General features: G+C 69.9%; 19 protein-coding genes, 1 tRNA gene, 2 pseudogenes and 1 riboswitch. Of the genes and pseudogenes, 13 read left to right on the top strand and 9 right to left on the bottom strand.

The features are described from left to right. Positions 1-165 precede the first annotated feature (165 nt). A complete protein-coding gene (locus ABZ192_RS36100; RefSeq protein ID WP_356928697.1) occupies positions 166-609 on the bottom strand; it encodes a type II toxin-antitoxin system PemK/MazF family toxin in 444 nt (147 codons plus the stop codon). A gap of 212 nt (positions 610-821) precedes the next feature. On the opposite strand from ABZ192_RS36100, the gene ABZ192_RS36105 reads away from it, so the two are divergent. Further along, entirely contained in the window at positions 822-1,574 is a 753-nt protein-coding gene (locus tag ABZ192_RS36105) for an MBL fold metallo-hydrolase (protein WP_356928698.1), read from the top strand. Positions 1,575-1,662: 88 nt separating this feature from the next. Here ABZ192_RS36105 and ABZ192_RS36110 read toward each other — a convergent pair whose 3' ends face one another. Then, complete coding sequence (locus ABZ192_RS36110; protein ID WP_356928699.1) at positions 1,663-2,925, bottom strand: PTS transporter subunit EIIC; 1,263 nt, start codon at positions 2,923-2,925, stop codon at positions 1,663-1,665. 179 nt (positions 2,926-3,104) lie between these two features. Beyond that, positions 3,105-4,034: pseudogene (locus tag ABZ192_RS36115) on the bottom strand (PTS transporter subunit EIIC). A gap of 164 nt (positions 4,035-4,198) precedes the next feature. On the opposite strand from ABZ192_RS36115, the gene ABZ192_RS36120 reads away from it, so the two are divergent. The 4 genes from ABZ192_RS36120 to rdgB all read left to right on the top strand — a co-directional run bounded on the left by ABZ192_RS36120 (position 4,199) and on the right by rdgB (position 6,558). Then, positions 4,199-4,432 (top strand): PTS glucose/sucrose transporter subunit IIB, encoded by a 234-nt coding sequence (locus ABZ192_RS36120; RefSeq protein ID WP_020270294.1) that lies wholly within the window; start codon positions 4,199-4,201, stop codon positions 4,430-4,432. A 113-nt stretch (positions 4,433-4,545) separates the two neighbouring features. Then, a complete protein-coding gene (rph, locus tag ABZ192_RS36125) occupies positions 4,546-5,283 on the top strand; it encodes a ribonuclease PH (protein ID WP_356928700.1) in 738 nt (245 codons plus the stop codon). A gap of 142 nt (positions 5,284-5,425) precedes the next feature. Beyond that, entirely contained in the window at positions 5,426-5,827 is a 402-nt protein-coding gene (locus ABZ192_RS36130; RefSeq protein WP_356928701.1) for a hypothetical protein, read from the top strand. A 128-nt stretch (positions 5,828-5,955) separates the two neighbouring features. After that, entirely contained in the window at positions 5,956-6,558 is a 603-nt protein-coding gene (gene rdgB / locus ABZ192_RS36135; protein WP_356928702.1) for an RdgB/HAM1 family non-canonical purine NTP pyrophosphatase, read from the top strand. Between the two features lie 46 nt (positions 6,559-6,604). Here rdgB and ABZ192_RS36140 read toward each other — a convergent pair. The 4 genes and pseudogenes from ABZ192_RS36140 to bcp all read right to left on the bottom strand — a co-directional run bounded on the left by ABZ192_RS36140 (position 6,605) and on the right by bcp (position 8,242). Beyond that, positions 6,605-6,679 (bottom strand) — tRNA-Leu (locus ABZ192_RS36140). Positions 6,680-6,694: 15 nt separating this feature from the next. Beyond that, positions 6,695-7,070: pseudogene (locus ABZ192_RS36145) on the bottom strand (HNH endonuclease); the annotation flags it as partial. Between the two features lie 4 nt (positions 7,071-7,074). After that, the gene (locus ABZ192_RS36150) at positions 7,075-7,677 is read right to left on the bottom strand and encodes an HNH endonuclease (protein ID WP_356928703.1); all 603 of its coding nucleotides are present in this window, start codon (positions 7,675-7,677) and stop codon (positions 7,075-7,077) included. Between the two features lie 97 nt (positions 7,678-7,774). Next, complete coding sequence (bcp, locus tag ABZ192_RS36155; protein WP_037669081.1) at positions 7,775-8,242, bottom strand: thioredoxin-dependent thiol peroxidase; 468 nt, start codon at positions 8,240-8,242, stop codon at positions 7,775-7,777. Between the two features lie 95 nt (positions 8,243-8,337). Between bcp and ABZ192_RS36160 the strand changes: the two genes are divergently transcribed. From ABZ192_RS36160 to ABZ192_RS36170, 3 genes are all read left to right on the top strand, one after another. Further along, entirely contained in the window at positions 8,338-8,667 is a 330-nt protein-coding gene (locus tag ABZ192_RS36160) for a DUF3618 domain-containing protein (protein WP_356928704.1), read from the top strand. A gap of 44 nt (positions 8,668-8,711) precedes the next feature. After that, positions 8,712-9,068: a co-chaperone GroES gene (locus tag ABZ192_RS36165; RefSeq protein WP_010040015.1), complete on the top strand. Its 357-nt coding sequence runs from the start codon at positions 8,712-8,714 to the stop codon at positions 9,066-9,068. Positions 9,069-9,135: 67 nt separating this feature from the next. After that, positions 9,136-9,203: riboswitch (guanidine-III (ykkC-III) riboswitch) on the top strand. A 33-nt stretch (positions 9,204-9,236) separates the two neighbouring features. Further along, positions 9,237-9,557, top strand: coding sequence for a multidrug efflux SMR transporter (locus ABZ192_RS36170; RefSeq protein WP_031140108.1), 321 nt, complete (start codon positions 9,237-9,239; stop codon positions 9,555-9,557). A gap of 24 nt (positions 9,558-9,581) precedes the next feature. Here ABZ192_RS36170 and ABZ192_RS36175 read toward each other — a convergent pair whose 3' ends face one another. Then, positions 9,582-11,987 carry a transglycosylase domain-containing protein gene (locus ABZ192_RS36175; RefSeq protein ID WP_356928705.1) on the bottom strand — a complete coding sequence of 802 codons (2,406 nt, stop codon included), beginning with the start codon at positions 11,985-11,987 and terminating at the stop codon, positions 9,582-9,584. 435 nt (positions 11,988-12,422) lie between these two features. Here ABZ192_RS36175 and ABZ192_RS36180 point away from each other — a divergent pair, with 435 nt between their 5' ends. From ABZ192_RS36180 to ABZ192_RS36195, 4 genes are read left to right on the top strand one after another with little or no spacing between them, the layout of a single operon-like run. Continuing rightward, entirely contained in the window at positions 12,423-13,223 is an 801-nt protein-coding gene (locus tag ABZ192_RS36180) for an ABC-2 family transporter protein (RefSeq protein ID WP_356928706.1), read from the top strand. After that, a complete protein-coding gene (locus tag ABZ192_RS36185; protein ID WP_356928707.1) occupies positions 13,216-14,037 on the top strand; it encodes an ABC transporter permease in 822 nt (273 codons plus the stop codon). The genes ABZ192_RS36180 and ABZ192_RS36185 overlap by 8 nt, the downstream gene beginning before the upstream one ends. Positions 14,038-14,072: 35 nt before the next feature. Then, complete coding sequence (locus ABZ192_RS36190) at positions 14,073-15,059, top strand: ATP-binding cassette domain-containing protein (protein ID WP_356928755.1); 987 nt, start codon at positions 14,073-14,075, stop codon at positions 15,057-15,059. A 33-nt stretch (positions 15,060-15,092) separates the two neighbouring features. Then, positions 15,093-15,767, top strand: a complete 675-nt coding sequence (locus tag ABZ192_RS36195) for a DUF1707 domain-containing protein (protein WP_356928708.1) — start codon at positions 15,093-15,095, stop codon at positions 15,765-15,767. A 77-nt stretch (positions 15,768-15,844) separates the two neighbouring features. On the opposite strand, the gene ABZ192_RS36200 is transcribed toward ABZ192_RS36195, so the two are convergent. Then, positions 15,845-17,179: an SGNH/GDSL hydrolase family protein gene (locus tag ABZ192_RS36200; RefSeq protein WP_356928709.1), complete on the bottom strand. Its 1,335-nt coding sequence runs from the start codon at positions 17,177-17,179 to the stop codon at positions 15,845-15,847. Between the two features lie 165 nt (positions 17,180-17,344). Between ABZ192_RS36200 and ABZ192_RS36205 the strand changes: the two genes are divergently transcribed. Next, positions 17,345-18,715: a DUF445 domain-containing protein gene (locus tag ABZ192_RS36205; protein ID WP_356928710.1), complete on the top strand. Its 1,371-nt coding sequence runs from the start codon at positions 17,345-17,347 to the stop codon at positions 18,713-18,715. The last annotated feature ends 71 nt before the right edge of the window (positions 18,716-18,786 follow it).

Here is an 18,786-nt window from a genome sequence, read left to right on the forward strand (position 1 = left end):
TCCCGGTCGTCGTGCCCGGGCACCCGCCCGGGTCCGGCTGTTGTGCCCCGGGGCGACCCGCCCGGGGCACCGGTCGTCGCGGTCGGCCGTCGCGTCAGGTCCGGCGGCACGTTCCCGCAGGGACGCCGCGCAGAGAAGCCCGGCTTCGGCCGGCCAAGTACCGCTCTAGCCGGCCAGGTACCGCACCTGATCCCACAGCGCCGGGTCCACCACCCCGATCCGTCGCCGGAAGCCCCACACCGGGACCTCCCGCAGTTCGTGCGTCTCCAGGAAACTCGCGCGGCCCTGGGTGTCGCCGACCGAGCCCGGGGGGAGGGGGATCACGCCGGTGCGCTCGTGCCGGAACCGGGTGGTGATCTTCGCGACGGTCGCCCGCTCCCCGCGCACCGCCAGGACCAGGCACGGTCGGTCCTTCGTGCGGGCCTCGTCCTCGTAGGGGACGTCCGCCCACCAGATCTCCGCCGGCTGCGGCAGCCCCGCCACCGCGGCTCTCCCTGCCGCCGCCCGGCCCCGCCGCGCCGACGACCGCCGCCCCCAGCCGTCGACGAGCGTGGCGACGAGCGCGAGCAGTACCACCGCGGCGAGCGCCAGCCACCAGGACGTGTCCATACTGAGACGTTACCGGCGCCATCCCTCCCCCGCGCCCTTCTCCCGAGGATCACCCCCGGCGCTGCCAGCCGAACCGGTGACACCACAGGTGAGTTCGCCCACAACAGCCCTTGGCGGAGGAGCGACCGGAGGTTTTGCGCCTTACGCTCGACGCACCGCACGACCCCCGACGCCCCTCTCAGACTTATCCCGCCAGCGGAGGTTTCTGCTTCATGAAGCTCACCGTCGTCGGCTGCTCGGGGTCGTTCCCGTCCGCGGAATCGGCCTGCTCGAGCTACCTCGTCGAGGCCGACGGCTTCCGGCTGCTTCTCGACATGGGCAACGGTGCCCTGGGCGAGTTGCAGCGCCACTGCGGTCTCTACGACCTCGACGCGATCTTCCTCAGCCACCTGCACGCCGACCACTGCATCGACATGTGCGCGTACTTCGTCGCGCGCTACTACCGCCACGACGGCGGCCGCTGCGATCCGCTCCCCGTCTTCGGACCGGAAGGCACGGAACACCGGCTGACCACCGCCTACGCGGACACCCCTTCCGCCTCCTCGATGAGCGAGGTCTTCGACTTCCACACGGTCAAGCCGTCCACCTTCGAGATCGGCCCGTTCACGGTGCACACCGAGCGCGTGGCCCACCCCGTGGAGGCGTACGGCATCCGCGTCGAACACGAAGGCAAGGTCCTGACGTACTCCGGCGACACCGGCGTGAGCCCCGCCCTGGACGAACTCGCCCGGGACGCCGACCTGTTCCTGTGCGAGGCGGCGTTCACGCACGGCAAGGAGAACATCCCCGACCTGCACCTCAACGGCCGCGAGGCGGGCGAGACGGCGGCCCGGGCAGGTGCCCGGCGCCTGGTCCTCACGCACATCCCGCCGTGGACGGACCCGCAGGCCAACCTGGCCGACGCCCGCGCGGTGTACGACGGTCCGGTGGACCTCGCGGCGCCGCGGCAGACGTACGACGTATGAGCACCTGAGCACCCGAGTACCCGAGTACGAAGAGGCCCCGGAACCGAAGCGGTTCCGGGGCCTTCAGCGTGTGCGGGGGGGGGGCGGACTACTTCGCCTCCGCCTTCTGCAGCTCGGCGAGTTCCTCGTCGGACTCGCGCCCCGGCGTCGGCAGGTTGAACTTCGTGATCGCGAAGCGGAAGACCACGTAGTAGACCGCCGCGAAGCACAGGCCCACCAGCGCCAGGCCCCACGGGTTGGTCGCGATGCCCAGGTTCAGAGCGAAGTCGATCGCGCCTGCCGAGAAGCCGAAGCCGTCCCTCATCCCCAGCGCCCAGGTCAGCGCCAACGAGACACCCGTGAGCACGGCGTGGATCGCGTACAGCACCGGGGCGATGAACATGAACGTGAACTCGATCGGCTCGGTGACACCGGTGACGAAGGAGGTCAGCGCGAGGGAGAACATCATGCCGCCGATGACCTTGCGGCGCTCGGGCCGGGCGCAGTGCACGATGGCGAGGCAGGCGGCCGGCAGGGCGAACATCATGATCGGGAAGAAGCCGGTCATGAACTGCCCGGCGTTCGGGTCACCGGCCAGGAAGCGTGCGATGTCGCCGCTCTTGCCCTCGTAGGAGCCGGCCTGGAGCCAGGGGAAGGAGTTCAGCAGGTGGTGCATGCCCACCGGGATCAGTGCCCGGTTGGCGACGCCGAAGATGCCCGCGCCGACGGCTCCGGAGCCGACCAGCCACTCACCGAAGTTGTGCAGGGCCGTACCGAGGACCGGCCATATGTAACCGAAGACGATGCCGATGGCCAGGCCCGCGAAGGCGGACAGGATCGGCACCAGGCGGCGACCGCCGAAGAAGCCCGCCCAGTCGGGCAGCTTGGTGCGGTAGAAGCGCTGATAGAGCAGGGCGACGACGAGGCCCATCACCACACCGCCGAGCACCTTGGCGTCGGCCGGGGCGTCCACCATCACGGCCTTGCCGTCGACCTCCGCCGCCACCTGCGGCAGGGTCGGGTCGGTGAACGTGGCCAGGACGCCCTTGAAGACCAGGTAACCGACGACGGCGGCGAGAGCTGTCGAGCCGTCCGACTTCTTCGCGAAGCCGATCGCGATGCCCACGGCGAACAGCAGCGGCATGTTGTCGAGGATCGCGTTGCCGCCCGCGCTCATGAAGCCCGCGATCTTGGTGATGAACTCCGGGAACGACTCCCGCCCGAGCATGTCGGTGTTGCCGAGGCGGACCAGGAGCGCGGCGGCCGGCAGCACGGCGACGGGCAGCATGAGGCTGCGGCCGATACGCTGCAGGACCGCCATCACCGCAGAGCCCTTCTTCGGGCTCGCGGGCGCGGCTGTGGCTGTGGACATGAACTTCCTCCATGGGGCACGGCGCCGCCCAGGAAGAGTTCGACGGGGGACGGCGGCGTCTCAAAAGGGGAACGCGGTTCACAAGGGCACCGCGCGACCTCCACCAGTGAGTGGTGTAGACCAGTTGTAGCACGGTAGGCCGAACGAGTGGAACCCGCGAATTCCGCCCACTGCGACGATCACGCCTTGGCGCTGTCCTCGACGTCCTCCTCGGGCTCACGCCCCGGAGTCCTCGGGTCGAGCGTCGTGATCGCGAACCGGAAGATCATGTAGTAGAGGAGCGCGAAGCCCACGCCGACCGGGACGATCAGCCACGGTCTGGCCGCCAGATTCCAGTTGATGACGTAGTCGATCAGCCCCGCCGAGAAGCTGAACCCGTCCTTCACGCCCAGCCCCCAGGTCACCGCCGTCGACACACCCGTCAACAGCGCGTGCACCGCGTACAGCGCCGGCGCGACGAAGCGGAACGAGTACTCGATCGGCTCGGTGATGCCCATGACGAACGACGTCGGCGCCACCGGCAGCATCAGACGGCCGATCTCCTTGCGCCGGTGCGGCTTCGCACGGTGAGAACCCCGTGGTGAACTGCCCGGCGTCCGGATCCCCCGCCAGGAACATGTTGATGTCGCCGTGCACCACCGTGCCGTCCGGCTTGGTGTACGAACCGAACTGGAACCAGATGGGCACGTTCAGGAACTGGTGCAGCCCGATCACCAGCAGCGCCCGGTTCGCCACCCGGGGAAGACACCCGCGCCCCACGCCCACCGCCGCCAGCGCCGTCGAACCGCCCGACTTCCTCGCCCTCCCGATCGCAACGCCCACACAGAACAGCAACGGCAGCCCCAGCGAACTGTCCAGCAGCGCCCCGCCCGCCCCCACCATCACCTTCGAGACGTTCGTCCAGCCCAGCCCAGCCCAGCCCAGCCCAGCCCCTCGTCCCCGAACACATCAGGCTGCCCCAGCCGGTTGAGGATGCCCGCCGCCGGCAGCACCGCGATCGGCAGCTGAAGGCTGCGTCCCATCTTCTGAAGCCCCTGGAGCAGCTGGTTCCAGCGAGCGCGGGCAGGACTCACGGCGGCCTCGGTGCAGGCGGGGCTGTCGGCACTCATTCCCGGTCCCTTTGTCGAGAGGCAGGCTCGTGGTGTAGACCAGTCGAACGGACGGTCGCACACTGACGTGACGCCATCCTTCGGCACGCACGACATGACCGCTCGCAAAGTTGGGTCAACTGTGGGTTACTGCGACAAAGCGGTTCGGATCAGGGAGAACGAACATGGCCACCAAGGCTGAGAAGATCGTTGCCGGGCTCGGCGGCATCGACAACATCGAAGAGGTCGAAGGCTGCATCACCCGCCTCCGCACCGAGGTCGTGGACCCCGCCAAGGTCGACGAGGCCGCCCTGAAAGCCGCCGGCGCCCACGGCGTCGTCAAGATGGGCACCGCGATCCAGGTCGTCATCGGCACCGACGCCGACCCCATCGCCGCGGAGATCGAAGACCTGATGTGAAGAGCGGGGATCGTCCCGGGCTTCACCCCCTGACAGACCCCGAAGGTCAGTCGTGAGGGCCCCTCCCCACCGCGGGAGGGGCCCCTTCCGTATGTACGGATAGGCTCAGCGGCATGTCTCGAATCGACGGCCGCACCCCCCAGCAACTCCGCCCGATCACCATCGAACGCGGCTGGAGCAAGCACGCCGAAGGCTCCGTCCTCATCGCCTTCGGCGACACCAAGGTCTTCTGCACCGCCTCCGTCACCGAAGGCGTCCCGCGCTGGCGCAAGGGCAGCGGTGAAGGCTGGGTCACCGCCGAATACTCCATGCTGCCCCGCTCCACCAACACCCGCGGCGACCGCGAGTCCGTCAGGGGCCGCATCGGCGGCCGCACCCACGAGATCAGTCGCCTCATCGGCCGCTCCCTGCGTGCCGTCATCGACTACAAAGCCCTCGGCGAGAACACCATCGTCCTCGACTGCGACGTCCTCCAGGCCGACGGCGGCACCCGCACCGCCGCCATCACCGGTGCCTACGTGGCACTGGCCGACGCCGTCGCCTGGGCCCAGCGCAAGAAGCTCATCAAGGCCGGCCGCCAGCCCCTCACCGGCACCGTCAGCGCCGTCTCCGTCGGCATCGTCGGCGGCGTCCCCCTCCTCGACCTCTGCTACGAGGAAGACGTCAAGGCCGACACCGACATGAACGTCGTCTGCACCGGCGACGGCCGCTTCGTCGAGGTCCAGGGCACCGCCGAAGCCGAACCCTTCGCCCGCGACGAACTCAACGCCCTCCTCGACCTCGCCGTCGCCGGCTGCACGGAACTCGCCGCCCACCAGCGCACCGCGCTTGATACCGTCCTCGAAAAGTAAAGGGCGCGCCAAGACAGGTGCTCGGCCCGGGCAACCGCGCCGAGCACACTCGCGTCTGAAGGAGTACGGGCGCACGGCTCATCCCTGTGCGTCCGGCCAGCCACACGGGCCGCCCGGCCCGACCGACGAGAGGGACCGTTCCATGGCCGCGAGCCGCCGCCGACGCCGCACCGCCGCCGTCGCCGCCACCCTGGCGGCCGTCGCGCTGACCGCCGGACTCACCACCGGCTGCGCCGCCGTCGACAAGGCGCTGGACTGCGTCCAGACCGCCGACGCCATCGCCGACAGCGTCACGGAACTCCAGCAGGCCGTGGACAACGCCGCGAACGACCCGACGCAGCTCGACGAGTCCCTCGACTCCATCGACAAGAACCTGACCAAGATCGGCGACAAGACCGACAACGCGGACGTCAACAAGGCGGTCGACGACCTCAACAAGGCCGTCGGCAACGTCCGTACGGCGGTCAAGAACGGCGACGAGACCCCCGACATCAGCCCGGTTACGGACGCGGCGGGCGAACTGACGAAGGTCTGCACGCCCTGACGTTGCGCTCGCTGGGCAGGGCTTCTCGTCTGCCGGGATGTGTCGGTGGGTGGGTGCGGGTCCGTGGTGGCTGGTCGCGCAGTTCCCCGCGCCCCTGACGGGGCGCGGCTGCGGCGATACTGGGGGCCATGAGTCGTCTGATCCTCGCCACCCGCAACGCCGGAAAGATCACCGAACTGCGCGCGATCCTCGCCGAAGCCGGGCTGCCCCATGAGCTCGTCGGGGCCGACGCCTACCCCGACATCCCCGACGTCAAGGAAACCGGCGTCACCTTCGCGGAGAACGCCCTGCTGAAGGCCCACGCCCTGGCCTCGGCGACAGGCCTCCCGGCCGTCGCCGACGACTCGGGCCTGTGCGTCGACGTCCTGAACGGTGCCCCCGGCATCTTCTCCGCCCGCTGGTCCGGCCGCCACGGCGACGACAAGGCCAACCTGGACCTCCTCCTCGCCCAGCTCTCCGACATCGCCGAAGAACACCGCGGCGCCCACTTCGCCTGCGCGGCGGCCCTGGCCCTGCCGGACGGCACGGAGCGGGTGGTGGAAGGCCAACTGCGGGGCGTCCTGCGCCACGAGCCGACAGGTACGGGCGGCTTCGGCTACGACCCGATCCTCCAGCCGGAGGGCGAGACACGGACGTGCGCGCAGCTGACTCCACAGGAGAAGAACGCGATCAGCCATCGGGGGAAGGCGTTTCGGGCATTGGTGCCGGTGGTGCGGGAACTGCTCGGCTGACGGCATGGAAGAAGGGCGCCCCACTGAGTGGTGCGCCCTTCGTGGATGAGCCCGGTGGGACTCGAACCCACGACACACCGGACCTAAACCGGCGCCCTCTTGCCAGCTGGGGTACGGGCCCACAGCGCTGCCTACTCTACTTGGCCTGGTGGACCGCTCGGCGGCCTCCTCGGCACCACGTCCTGGTGATCGCGTGGCAATTCGGGCACAGCAGCCGCAGGTTCTCGCGCCGGTCGTCGCTCCAGTCCCGTTGATGTGATCGACCTCCAGCGTCATGGGCCTGCCGAGCCGCTCGGGGCCGATGCCACACCGCGCGCACGCTTGCCGTCGTGCCGGACCAAAATCACCTCGGGGCGCTTGGCCGGGATCGTTCCCGGTTTGCCCCGGTTGTGTGCCTGTCCCAGAAAATGCGCCGTGTCGATGCGCTGCTGGCTGATCCACTGGCGCAACATCGCCCGCTGCCCGCCGTTGTCCGGCCGCCCAAGGTGGCGCAGCACCTTTGCGAGGGAGACGTGCTCATGAGGCACGGTCCCGCGCGCATCCTTTGCCGCGCCCTCGGTAACTGTCCGTCGTCGAGTGACAGTTGGGGCAGAGGAACCGAACATTCTCGACCCGGTTGTTCCGCCAGTCGCCGTCGATGTGGTCGACCTCCAAGGGCAGCGTTTTCCCCAGCCAGACCGCTTCGAGGCCGCACAGAGCGCAGCGCTCCTCGATGCCCAGTTCGCGCATCGCCCTATTGAGTCGGGCACTCGGGACCCGTCTGGCATGCGTCGACGTGTCCTTGACGAGGATTTCGTCAGCGGCCCGACGACGCTGGTTGTGCCTCATCCTCTCCGTGCGGACCACAGGCACGAAATGCGATGTGTCGATGCCGTAGGCCTTGATGCGGCGACTGATGTGCGTGTGATGTCCCCCGACCAGCTCGAGCCCGAGATGACGCAGCACATCATTCGTGCTGGCCGAGGCGGACACAGCTGCTTGCAGGATCTCCCTGGTCCACTTGCTCCCCTCCCGCACGAAGTGAGAGGTGTCCACCCCCAGCTTCTTCATCCGCTGCCTGAGGTAGTCCCGCGTGGCGCTCCCCGGATCCACCCCCAACCGCACCAACGCCTCTCGCACGGAGTAACGAACCGTTTATCGGACAGTCACGCCGGACATGCGGAACGGCTCGTGCCGGAGCATTCCGGTACGAGCCGTTCCAGAAAGCTGAGACGCTTCAGATCCCCAGATCCTTGATGATCTTCGCCACGTGCCCCGTCGCCCGGACGTTGTACAGCGCGCGCTCGACCTTGCCCTCCTCGTCCACGACGATCGTGGAGCGGATGACGCCCATGTAGGTCTTGCCGTAGTTCTTCTTCTCACCGAAGGCGCCGTAGGCGTCCAGGACCTGCTTGTCCGGGTCGGCCAGCAGCGTGACCTTCAGGGACTCCTTGTCGCGGAACTTGGCCAGCTTCTCGGGCTTGTCGGGGGAGATGCCGATCACCTCGTAGCCCGCGCCGGCCAGCAGCTCCAGGTTGTCCGTGAAGTCGCAGGCCTGCTTGGTGCAGCCGGGGGTGAGGGCGGCCGGGTAGAAGTACACGATGACCTTGCGGCCCTTGTGGTCCGACAGGGACACCTCGGTGCCGTCGGCGTCGGGAAGGGTGAAGGCGGGGGCCACGTCCCCCGGCTGGAGTCGCTCGCTCATCGGACCAGGGTAACCGGGGGTCCTGACAGTGCGATGAGCCGTGGAGCTGACAGACTGTCCGGCACAGGCTTCATACCGACTTCGGAGGCGACACGGTGGCGGACACGGCGGACACCAGGACCCCGGCGCAGATCGAGGCGGACATCAGGCGCCGCCGCGCGACCCTGGCCGAGACCCTCGACGAGATCGGGGTGCGGGTGCACCCGAAGACCATCGTCGGGGACGCCAAGGCCAAGGTCGCGTCCAACATCGATCACACCCTCGGGCGGGCGTACGTGGAGGTCAACCGGGCCGTCACGGACGTGCGCGCCCGGTTCGTGGACGAGGACGGGGCGCCGCGGCTGGAGCGGGTCGTGCCCGTCGCGCTCGTCGTCGTCGGCGTGGTCGGGCTGCTCGCCGTCGGCACGCGGCGTCGCAAAGGCTGACCCGACCGCGTACGTCCCCGGGGAAGACAGGTAGGTTTCAGGGCGTGAGCGCCAAGAGAAACGAGCACAGCACCCATCCTGACAAGCTGCCGATCCGGATGCTGCACGACCGCGTACTCGTGCGGCAGGACACCAGCGAGGGCGAGCGGCGTTCCGGCGGCGGCATCCTGATCCCCGCCACGGCGGCGGTCGGCCGGCGGCTGGCCTGGGCCGAGGTCGTGGCGGTGGGGCAGAACGTACGGACCGTGGAGCCGGGCGACCGGGTTCTGTTCGACCCGGAGGACCGCGCCGAGGTCGAGGTGCGCGGTATCGCGTACGTGCTCATGCGCGAGCGTGATCTGCACGCCGTGGCCGCGGACCGGTTCGAGGGCTCGGAGGACTCGACGGGCCTCTATCTGTAGTCCGGCTGCAGTCCGGACAGCGACGGCGAAGGGGCCGGTGACGGGAGTCACCGGCCCCTTCGCCGTCGCTTTGCTACGTTGGAGGGACCCCCGACGAGACGCGCCGTACCGGGACGAAGGCAAAGACGACGCACCCCACCGTCAGCCCGTTTCCCGGAGGTGCCCGTCATGGCCTGGGTTCTGCTCGTCGTCGCCGGTCTGCTCGAAGTCGGGTGGTCCGTCGGTATGAAGTACACCGACGGCTTCACGCGCCCGCTCCCCAGCGTTCTCACCGGCGCCGGCATCGTCGCCAGCATGCTGCTGCTGTCCCAGGCGGCCAAGACCCTGCCCATCGGTACCGCCTACGGCGTGTGGGTGGGTATCGGGGCGGCCGGGGCGGCGGTGTTCGGCATGGCCGTGCTGGGGGAGCCGGCGACCGCCGCCCGGATCTTCTTCGTGTGCCTGCTGCTGGTCGCCGTGGTGGGTCTGAAGGCGACCAGCGGTCACTGATCCAGGCGACCAGCGGTCACTGATCTATTCGCGGCGGGCGCCCTGCGGGACCACGCCCCAGCCGGGGCCGGTCGGGCCGCCCGTGTTCCCGCCGTCGGTCTCGTCGCCGCCGCCCTCCGTCGTGCCGCCGTCGGTCGTGCCGCCGTCGGTGGCGGTGCCGCCGTCGCCGGTGCCGCCGTCCGCGGTGCCGCCGCCGGTCGGGGACTCGCCGCCGGTGCCGCCGTCGGTGGTGCCGCCGTCACTCTGGCCCTCGGTCTGGCCCTCGGGCGCGCTCGGGGACTGGCCGGGCGTCTCGGTGCCGGTCTCCTGGCCGCCGCTGGAGGTGCTGCCGCCGTCGGTGGTGCCGCCCGTGGTCGGGTCGGCCGGGGGCTCGGTGCCGGGGGCCTGGGAGACGTCGGCGCCGGGCTGGAGCCTGAGGTCGAAGTCGGTGACCGGCTTGTTCTTCAGGGCGTCCCGGGTGAACTGGGCCCAGATCTCGGCCGGCGGCCCGCCGCCGTTGACGCGGTCCAGGCCCATCGCGTTGTACAGCGACTTGTGGGCGGCGGTGACCGGGTCCTGGCCCATGACGGCGACGACCGTGGCGAGGTCGGGGGTGTAGCCCGCGAACCAGGCCGCGGTGTCCTCCTCGGCGGTGCCGGTCTTGCCGGCGGCGGGGCGGCCCGCGGCCTGCGCGGCGGAGGCCGTGCCGTTCTGGACGACGCTGCGCAGGACCGAGGTGGTGGTGTCGGCGGCCTCGCGGCTCACGGCCTGCCGGGTGCGCCGCTCGGGCAGGTCGATCGGCGAGCCCTCCTTGGTGACCTTCTTGACCATCGTGTACGTGCCGTGCCGGCCGTGGTTGGCGAGCGTGGCGTACGCCTCCGCCATGTCGAGGACGCTGGCGGTGGCCGTGCCGAGCGCGATGGCGGGGCCGTCGGCGAGGTCGGGGGTGTTCTCGGGGACGCCGAGGTCGATCGCGGTCTGCTTGACCTTCTGGGGGCCGACGTCGGCGGCCATCTGCGCGTACACCGAGTTCACGGACTTGTCGGTGGCCTCGGTGACGGTGACGTCGCCGTAGGAGACCTGGTCCTCGTTCTCCGGGGCGTACGGGTCGCCGGTCCAGCCCTGGACGGGGCGCTTGTTGGTGCCGTCGTAGATGGTGTTCGGGGTGATCACGCGGCCGTCCTGGGTCTCCGAGTGGTTCTCGACGGCCGCGGTGAACACGAACGGCTTGAAGGTGGAGCCGACCTGGAAGTCCCTGCGGGTGGCGTTGGGGGTGTACTGCTTGACGTAGTCGATGCCGTTGTACATCGCCACGACCTCGCCGTTCTTCGGGTCGACGGCGGCGCCGCCCGCGCGAACGTAGGTGTCGACCTTGTTCTTCTTGTCGAGCTTGTCCATCAGCTTGTCGTTGACGGCCTTCACGAACGCGTCCTGCCGGGGCTTCTGGAGCGTCGTGGTGATGCGGTAGCCGCCGGCGTCGAGCCGGCTCTCGTCGATGATCTTGTTCTGGGTGAGGTAGTCCTTGACCGTCCGCACGATGTAGCCGCGCTGCCCGGACATGCCGGTGGACAGGGTGGACTCCTTCGGCACCGGGAACTTCATGCCGGCCCGCTTGGACTCGGTGAGCCAGCCCTTCTTGACCATGCCGTCCAGGACGTAGTTCCAGCGGGACTCGGCGGCCTTGCGGTTCTCGGGGTGGGCGACGACGTCGTACTGGCTGGGCGCGTTGACGAGCGCGGCGAGGTAGGCGGCGCGGGCCGGGTCGAGGTCCGAGGCGTCCATGCCGTAGTACGCCTGGGCGGCGGCCTGGATGCCGTAGGCGTTGCGGCCGAAGTAGCTGGTGTTGAGGTAGCCCTCGAGGATGTGGTCCTTGCTGACCTCGCGGTCCAGCTTGATCGCGATGAAGAATTCCTTGGCCTTGCGCGTGAGGGTCTGGTCCTGGCGCAGGTAGTAGTTCTTCACGTACTGCTGCGTGATCGTGGAGCCGGACTGCTTGCCCTTGCCGAGGGCCGTGTTCCAGGCCGCGCGGAGCATGGCCTTGGGGTCGACGGCGGACTCGGTGTAGAAGTCGCGGTCCTCGGCGGCCAGGATCGCGTGCTGGGCGTCCTTGGAGATCCGCGGGAGTGTGACGTTCTCCCGGTTGATCTCACCGTCGCGGGCGATCACCGAGCCGTCCGCGTACAGGTAGACGTTGGCCTGCTTGGTGGCGAGCGCGTTGGCCGGCGGGATCTTCACCAGCGAGTAGCCGAGGAAGAAGCCGCCGACCAGCAGCAGGGCGACGATGAGGAAGGCGCCGAGCGTCATGCGCCACGTCGGGATGATCCGGCGCCAGCCGGTGCGCTTCGGTTTCCCGGCCGGCCGGGCCTGCGGCGTGGCCGGGTCGCCGTCCGCCTGCGGCTCTCTCGGTGCCCAGCCCGGTGTCGGCTGCTGCGGCTGCGGCTCGTCACTCATGTCGTGCACGGACTCCTGTTTCGCGTCGTACGTCGTTCCCGTACGTCTCTGCTCGCTCTTGCGCCCCTGTGATGAAGACTGTCCCATCCGGCGATCAGTTCCCTGACCGAGGGCCGTGTCGTGAGCCGGGCGGCGGGACGGGCCTGTGCGGGCGAGCGCCCAGCCGGACGCAGGAAGAAGTGAGCCATCCTGCGCGCCTGTTCGTATCGCGATCCCGCGTGCACGAGATTCGCCTGAAGGGGGACACGACGATGCGACTGCTCGCCCTGGCCACGGGCGCCTCGGCCCACGCGGACGCAACGGATCGTACCGTCTGGGCCGGTGCGCACTCGCCCCGCGGCGCCTGAACCGCTCCTCGAAATTGCGTGGCACGCGTGATCGCCGCTCCACTAGGCTCCTGCGCTTCGGTGCCCGGCGGCGAGGAGGGCTGTGGATGTGGGCTCGGGACGGTTGTACCTGGCCGTCGCGGCTGGGGGCTTCAGGCGGTACGCGACATATCGGGCGGCCACGGTGGCCGGGGTGTTCACCAACACGGTCTTCGGCGTCATCCTCGTCTACACGTACCTGGCGCTGTGGGACGAGAAGCCGCATCTGGGAGGGTACGACCAGGCGCAGGCCGTGACCTATGTGTGGCTGGGACAGTGCCTGTACGCGACCCTCGCCATCCAGGGCGGCGGCGCCGAGAAGGACCTGATGGAGCGCATCCGCACCGGTGAGATCGCCGTCGACCTGTACCGGCCGGCCGATCTCCAGCTGTGGTGGCTGGCGGGCGATGTGGGGCGGGCGCTGTTCCAGATGCTGGGGCGGGGCGTCGTCCCCTTCGTGTTCGGCGCGGTGTTCTTCCCCATGGCGCTGCCGACGTCGGTCACCCCCTGGGCAGCCTTCGTGGTCACGCTGCTGCTGGCGGCGGTGGTGAGCTTCGCGCTCCGCTTCCTGGTGGCCTTGAGCGCGTTCTGGCTGATGGACGGCATGGGCGTCAACCAGGTGCTGATGATCACGGGCATCTTCTTCTCCGGCATGGTGCTGCCGCTGAACGCCTTCCCGGGCGTGTTCGGCGACATCGTGCGAGTGCTGCCGTGGGCGGCGCAGATCCAGATGCCGGCGGATGTGCTGATGGGGGAGACCGACCCGCTCGGGGCGTTCGCCTTCCAGGCGGCGTGGGCGGTGGCGCTGCTGGCGGCGGGGCGGCTGCTGCAGTCGGCCGCGACGCGGCGGGTGGTGGTGCAGGGTGGGTGAGCGGAGCGTCCTGCTGGAGGGGCTGCGGGCCTACCGGTTGATCGCCGGGATGTGGGTGCGCTCCAGCATGACCTACCGCACCTCCTTCGTCGTGACGGTGTTCGGCAACCTGGCGGTGACCGGCCTGGACTTCGTGGGGATCCTGCTGATGTTCTCGCAGGTCGACTCGCTGGGCGGCTGGTCACTGCCCGAGATCGCCTTCCTGTACGGGCTGTCGGTGACGGCGTTCGGGATCGCCGACCTGGTGCTCGGCTCGATGGACGTCCTGGGTTCCCGGATCCGCGACGGCTCGTTCGACATCCTGCTGGTGCGTCCCGCGCCGGTGCTCGCCCAGGTCGGCGCCGACCTTTTCGCGCTGCGCCGCCTGGGGCGGATCACTCAGGGCGCGGTGGTCCTGGGCTGGGCGCTGGTCTCGGTCGACGTCGACTGGAGCGCGCCGAAGGTGCTGCTGGTGCCGGTGATGGTGATCAGCGGCGCGGCGATCTTCTCGGCGGTGTTCGTGGCGGGCGCGACCTTCCAGATCGTCGCCCAGGACGCCGCCGAGGTGCAGAACGCGTTCACGTACGGCGGGACCACGCTGCTGCAGTATCCGCCGACCGTGTTCGGCAAGGACCTGGTGCGCGGCGTGACCTTCATGCTGCCGCTCGCCTTCGTCAACTGGGTCCCCGCCACCTATGTGCTGGGCCGGCCGTACCCGATCGCGCTGCCGCAGTGGACGGCCTTCGCATCGCCCCTGGTGGCGGTGGCGTGCTGTGTGCTGGCGGGGCTGGTGTGGCGGGTGGGGCTTCGTTCCTACCGGAGTACAGGGAGTTGACGGTGTCGGACGGCTTGGACGGTGTGGACGGCGGCATGGACGGTGTGGACGGCGGGTTCATCGAACTCGACGGCGTCGAGAAGGTCTTCGACGTGCGCAAGAAGACCGGCTTCATGAAACGGGAACGGCGGCAGGTGAGGGCCGTCGACTCGATCTCCTTCCGCGTGCAACGCGGCGAGATGGTCGGCTACATCGGCCCGAACGGCGCCGGCAAGTCGACCACGATCAAGATGCTGACCGGCATCCTCACCCCGAGCGCCGGCCGGCTCCGGGTCGCCGGCATCGACCCCTCCCGCGAACGCACCCGGCTCGCGCACCGCATCGGCGTGGTGTTCGGGCAGCGGACGACGCTGTGGTGGGACCTGCCGCTGGTCGACTCCTACCGGCTGATGCACCGCATGTACCGGATCCCGGACGCCCGTTACCGCGAGAACCTCGGCCGTCTGGTCGAACTCCTCGACCTGGGCGACCTGCTGGACGTGCCGGTACGGCAGCTCTCGCTCGGGCAGCGCATGCGCGGCGACATCGCGGCGGCCCTGCTGCACGACCCGGAGGTGCTGTACCTCGACGAGCCGACCATCGGCCTAGACGTCGTGTCCAAGTCCAAGGTGCGGGAGTTCCTGCGGGAGTTGAACGCCGAGCGGGGCACGACGGTGCTGCTGACCACGCACGACCTCCAGGACATCGAGCAGTTGTGCAAGCGGGTGATGGTCATCGACCACGGGCGCCTGATGTACGACGGCCCGCTGGCCGGGCTGCACGAGGCGGGGGAGAGCGAGCGGACCCTGGTGGTGGACCTGGAGCGGGAACTGCCGCCGATCGACGCCCCGGCACCCGCCCGGGTCGTCCGGGTGGACGGTCCGCGCCAGTGGCTGGCGTTCCCGGCTTCGGAGTCGGCGGCACCGCTCGTCGCGCGGATCGCCGCGCAGTACCCGCTGGTGGACCTGTCGGTGCGGGAGCCGGACATCGAGGCGGTGATCGCCAAGATGTACGCCGAACAGGCCGAGCGGGCGATCTCGTAGCCCCCGGTGGGGCGAACTCGTAATCTGCTGTGTATGACCGACGACTCAGTCCCGGACCTCCGCGCCTCCGACGCCGACCGTGAACGGGTCGCCGAGATCCTGCGGGACGCCCTGGCGGAGGGCCGTCTCGACATGGCGGAGTTCGAGGAGCGGCTGGACGCGACGTACCAGGCACGGACGTACGGCGAACTGGCGCCGATCACCCGGGACCTGCCGGCCGCGGGCGTCACGGCGCCCTCCGTGTCCCTGGCCAAGGAGCCCGCCGCCGGCCCGGACGGCTCGCACTGGTCCGGGCGGATCGTCGGCGGGGAGGGTTCCTCGTCGTGGGCCGTGGCCGTGATGTCCGGCTTCCAGCGCAAGGGGCGCTGGACGATGCCCCGGCGGTTCACCTGCCTCGCCCTCTGCGGTGGCGGGGAGATCGACCTGCGCGAGGCGAACTTCGCGGACCGCGAGGTCGAGATCAACGCGATCGCGATCATGGGCGGGGTGGATGTCATCGTCCCGCCCGGCGTCGAGGTCGTCGTCCGCGGCATCGGCATCATGGGCGGCTTCGACCACCGCGAGGAGGGCGTCCCCCGCGCCCCCGGCGCACCCCGCGTCGTCATCACCGGCTTCGCCTTCTGGGGCGGCGTCGGGGTGCAGCGAAAACTGACCCGGGCGGAGAAACAACGCCTCCGCGAGGAACGCCGCCGCCAGCTGGACGGCTAGCCGCCGCCGGCTGCGGGCAGCAGGCGGCACCCCGCCACGCCGGGCTGCGCACCCCCCGGCACCAACCGACCTCAGCCTTACAGCTCCGCCGGTACCGACCCCTTGAGACTCTCCAGGTCGAACGCCTCAGCCATCCGCGCATACCCCTTGTCACTGGGATGCAGATGATCGCCAGAGTCGTAGTCGGCCCGCAGCCGCCGCGGATCGTAAGGATCACGCAGCGCCTCGTCGAAGTCGACCACCGCGTCGAACACCCGCCCCGCACGAATCTCCGCATTGATCTGCTGCCGCACGGCTTCCCGCGTCTCCGAGTACCCCCGGTGCCCACCGAACGGCATCAGCGTCGCCCCCACGACCTTCAGTCCCCGCGCATGCGCCTGCTCGACCATCGTGCGCAGCCCGCCGACGATCGCGTCCGGATCCGCGAGCCGCCGACTGCGCAGGATGTCGTTGACCCCGAGGTCGATGACGACGACCTTGACGTTCGTCCGCTCCAGCACGTCCCGCCCGAAGCGGTTCAGCCCGCTGGGGTTGTCCGCCGGCCGGCCCAGCCCGTCCGTCAGGACGCGGTTCCCGCTGATGCCCTGGTTGACGACGCTGTAGCGGGGCAGGTCCCGCCCGGCGGCGATCTCCGCGCGTAGCCTGTCGGACAGGACGTCGGTCCACCTGTTGTTGGCACCGGCGGTGGAGGTGATCCCGTCGGTGAGCGAGTCGCCGAGGACGACGACCGTCCCGTCGGACTCGTTGCTCAGCACGTCCAGCGCGGTCAGGTACCGCCAGTACATGCTCTGCTCGGTGTACGGCGAGCCCGTCGCGTCGGCCGTGTGGTCGCCCTGGGCGACGTAGGAGATCTGCCGGGCATGCGGGTGGTACGTCACCGAGCCGGAGCTGGTCGGCGTGTACGTGGTGATCAGGACGTCCGCGTCGTGCGGGATGACGATGCGCACGGCGTCGCTCATCACCTGCCGGCCGGGCGGGATGACGACCGTCGGCCCGCCGTTGAAGGTCAGCTGCCGCAGGGTGTCCGGGAGCGCTGCGGCCGTGCCGCTGCCGGCGGCGACGGCGATCGAGGCGCCCGTGATGCTCAGCGGCGCCTGACCGTAGAGATTGGACAGCGTCACGCGGGCACTCGTACCGCCGACGCTGGTGTGGACGACGTTGCGCACCGAACGGTCCGCCATGCCCGTCGTCTCCGTGCCCGGCTCGGCCGCGGCCGGGGAGGTGGACCAGGTGCCGACCCAGGTGCCGGTGGAGGCGGGGGCGGCGGAGTTGTTCGGGAGGCGGTCGTCGGCGAGAGCGTTGCGCGCCGGCGTACCTCTGTCGGACGCCACGCCGACGTATATGGCGGTGGAAAGGGCCACGATCGCTGCGACAACGACGGCCAATAGGGCGTAACCACGACCCCGGGTCATGCTGTGTAGTTCTCCTCGGGCGATGGGAGCCCAAGGCTCCGATCTGATATGCCCATGATGCGTCATGGGCCGGGGGAAGCTCACACGGACCCCGTGGCACTACCCCCTCCCGACAGACGCCGGGAACTCCTGATCCGTTCCAGGAGTCGGTCAGGAAGGGACAATGTGTGCGGGATCACCGAGCGGGTGGAGCGGATGGAACGGACGAAAGCAGAAGAAAAGGGCGACGTCGGAGGGCAGCATGCCCGCCCCGTCGTCACCACGAACCGTGCGATGGCCACCTTCAGCCCCGCGGACGAGGAGAAGCAGCGCGGCGTACGCCGCATGAAACTCACCGCCACCGGGCTGCTGCTGTTCGTGGCCGTGGTCTACATCCTCGCCAAGTGGGCCCAGAACTCCGGCGCGGGACCCTGGGCGGGCTACGTCGCCGCGGCCGCCGAGGCGGGCATGGTCGGCGCGCTCGCCGACTGGTTCGCCGTCACCGCCCTCTTCCGTCACCCCCTCGGCATCCCCATCCCGCACACCGCGATCATCCCCACCAAGAAGGACCAGCTCGGCGTCTCCCTCGGCGAGTTCGTCGGTGAGAACTTCCTCTCCGAGGACGTCGTACGGCAGCGGCTGCGTGCCGTCGGCATCGGCAGCCGCCTCGGCGCCTGGCTCGCCGTCCCCGAACACGCCGACCGGGTCACGGCGGAGCTGTCCACCGCCCTGCGCGGCGCCCTGACGGTCCTGCGCGACTCCGACGTCCAGGCCGTGGTCGGCGAGGCGATCACGCGCCGGGCCAACGCCCAGGAGATCGGACCCGGCATCGGCAAGATGCTGGAGAAGGTGGTCGCCGACGGCGGCCACAAGCGGGTCGTCGACCTCGTCGTCACCCGCGCGCACGACTGGCTGGTGCTGCACCGCGACGAGGTGATGGACGCCGTGGAGGGCGGCGCCCCCGGCTGGACGCCGAGGTTCGTCGACCGCAAGGTCGGCGAGCGCGTCTACAAGGAACTGCTGCGCTTCGCCACCGAGATGCGCGACATGCCCGCCCACCCCGCGCGCGGCGCCCTGGACCGCTTCCTCACCGACTTCGCCTCCGACCTGCAGTCCGACACCGACACCCGCGCCCGCATCGAGCGCCTCAAGGGCGAGGTGCTGGGCCGCGGCGAGGTCCAGGACCTCATCGCCAGCGCCTGGACGGCCGTACGGTCCATGATCGTCGCGGCGGCGGAGGACGAGCGCAGCGAGCTGCGGCTGCGCGTGCGGGCCTCCCTGCTGTCGCTCGGCTCCCGGATGGCGCGCGAGCGCAAGGTGCAGGACAAGGTCGACAAGTGGGTGGAGGACGCGGCCGTCTACGTCGTCACCACCTACCGCAAGGAGATCACCTCCCTGATCACGGACACGGTGGCGAGCTGGGACGCCGAGCACACCACGAAGAAGATCGAGGCGAACATCGGCCGCGACCTGCAGTTCATCCGGATCAACGGCACGGTGGTCGGCTCGCTCGCCGGCCTGCTGATCTACACGGTGTCGCACGCGCTGGGTGCGTGAGCGGCCGGGTGCGTGAGCGGTCGGGGACGTGACGCGCCGGGGACGTGACGCGCCGGTGGCGTCAGGTATCA

The sequence above is a fragment of the Streptomyces sp. NPDC006235 genome, assembly GCF_040613735.1.
Classification (GTDB): Bacteria; Actinomycetota; Actinomycetes; order Streptomycetales; family Streptomycetaceae; genus Streptomyces.

What these genes read in the sequence shown, in the direction of transcription:
- ABZ192_RS36105 (WP_356928698.1), top strand. Translation starts at nt 822, where the DNA reads ATGAAGCTCACCGTCGTCGGCTGCTCGGGGTCGTTCCCGTCCGCGGAA.
- ABZ192_RS36190 (WP_356928755.1), top strand. Translation starts at nt 14,073, where the DNA reads ATGGACGGTGTGGACGGCGGGTTCATCGAACTCGACGGCGTCGAGAAG.
- ABZ192_RS36195 (WP_356928708.1), top strand. Translation starts at nt 15,093, where the DNA reads ATGACCGACGACTCAGTCCCGGACCTCCGCGCCTCCGACGCCGACCGT.
- ABZ192_RS36200 (WP_356928709.1), bottom strand. Translation starts at nt 17,179, where the DNA reads ATGACCCGGGGTCGTGGTTACGCCCTATTGGCCGTCGTTGTCGCAGCG.
- bcp (WP_037669081.1), bottom strand. Translation starts at nt 8,242, where the DNA reads ATGAGCGAGCGACTCCAGCCGGGGGACGTGGCCCCCGCCTTCACCCTT.
- ABZ192_RS36170 (WP_031140108.1), top strand. Translation starts at nt 9,237, where the DNA reads ATGGCCTGGGTTCTGCTCGTCGTCGCCGGTCTGCTCGAAGTCGGGTGG.
- rph (WP_356928700.1), top strand. Translation starts at nt 4,546, where the DNA reads ATGTCTCGAATCGACGGCCGCACCCCCCAGCAACTCCGCCCGATCACC.
- ABZ192_RS36110 (WP_356928699.1), bottom strand. Translation starts at nt 2,925, where the DNA reads ATGTCCACAGCCACAGCCGCGCCCGCGAGCCCGAAGAAGGGCTCTGCG.
- ABZ192_RS36130 (WP_356928701.1), top strand. Translation starts at nt 5,426, where the DNA reads ATGGCCGCGAGCCGCCGCCGACGCCGCACCGCCGCCGTCGCCGCCACC.
- rdgB (WP_356928702.1), top strand. Translation starts at nt 5,956, where the DNA reads ATGAGTCGTCTGATCCTCGCCACCCGCAACGCCGGAAAGATCACCGAA.
- ABZ192_RS36175 (WP_356928705.1), bottom strand. Translation starts at nt 11,987, where the DNA reads ATGAGTGACGAGCCGCAGCCGCAGCAGCCGACACCGGGCTGGGCACCG.
- ABZ192_RS36100 (WP_356928697.1), bottom strand. Translation starts at nt 609, where the DNA reads ATGGACACGTCCTGGTGGCTGGCGCTCGCCGCGGTGGTACTGCTCGCG.
- ABZ192_RS36120 (WP_020270294.1), top strand. Translation starts at nt 4,199, where the DNA reads ATGGCCACCAAGGCTGAGAAGATCGTTGCCGGGCTCGGCGGCATCGAC.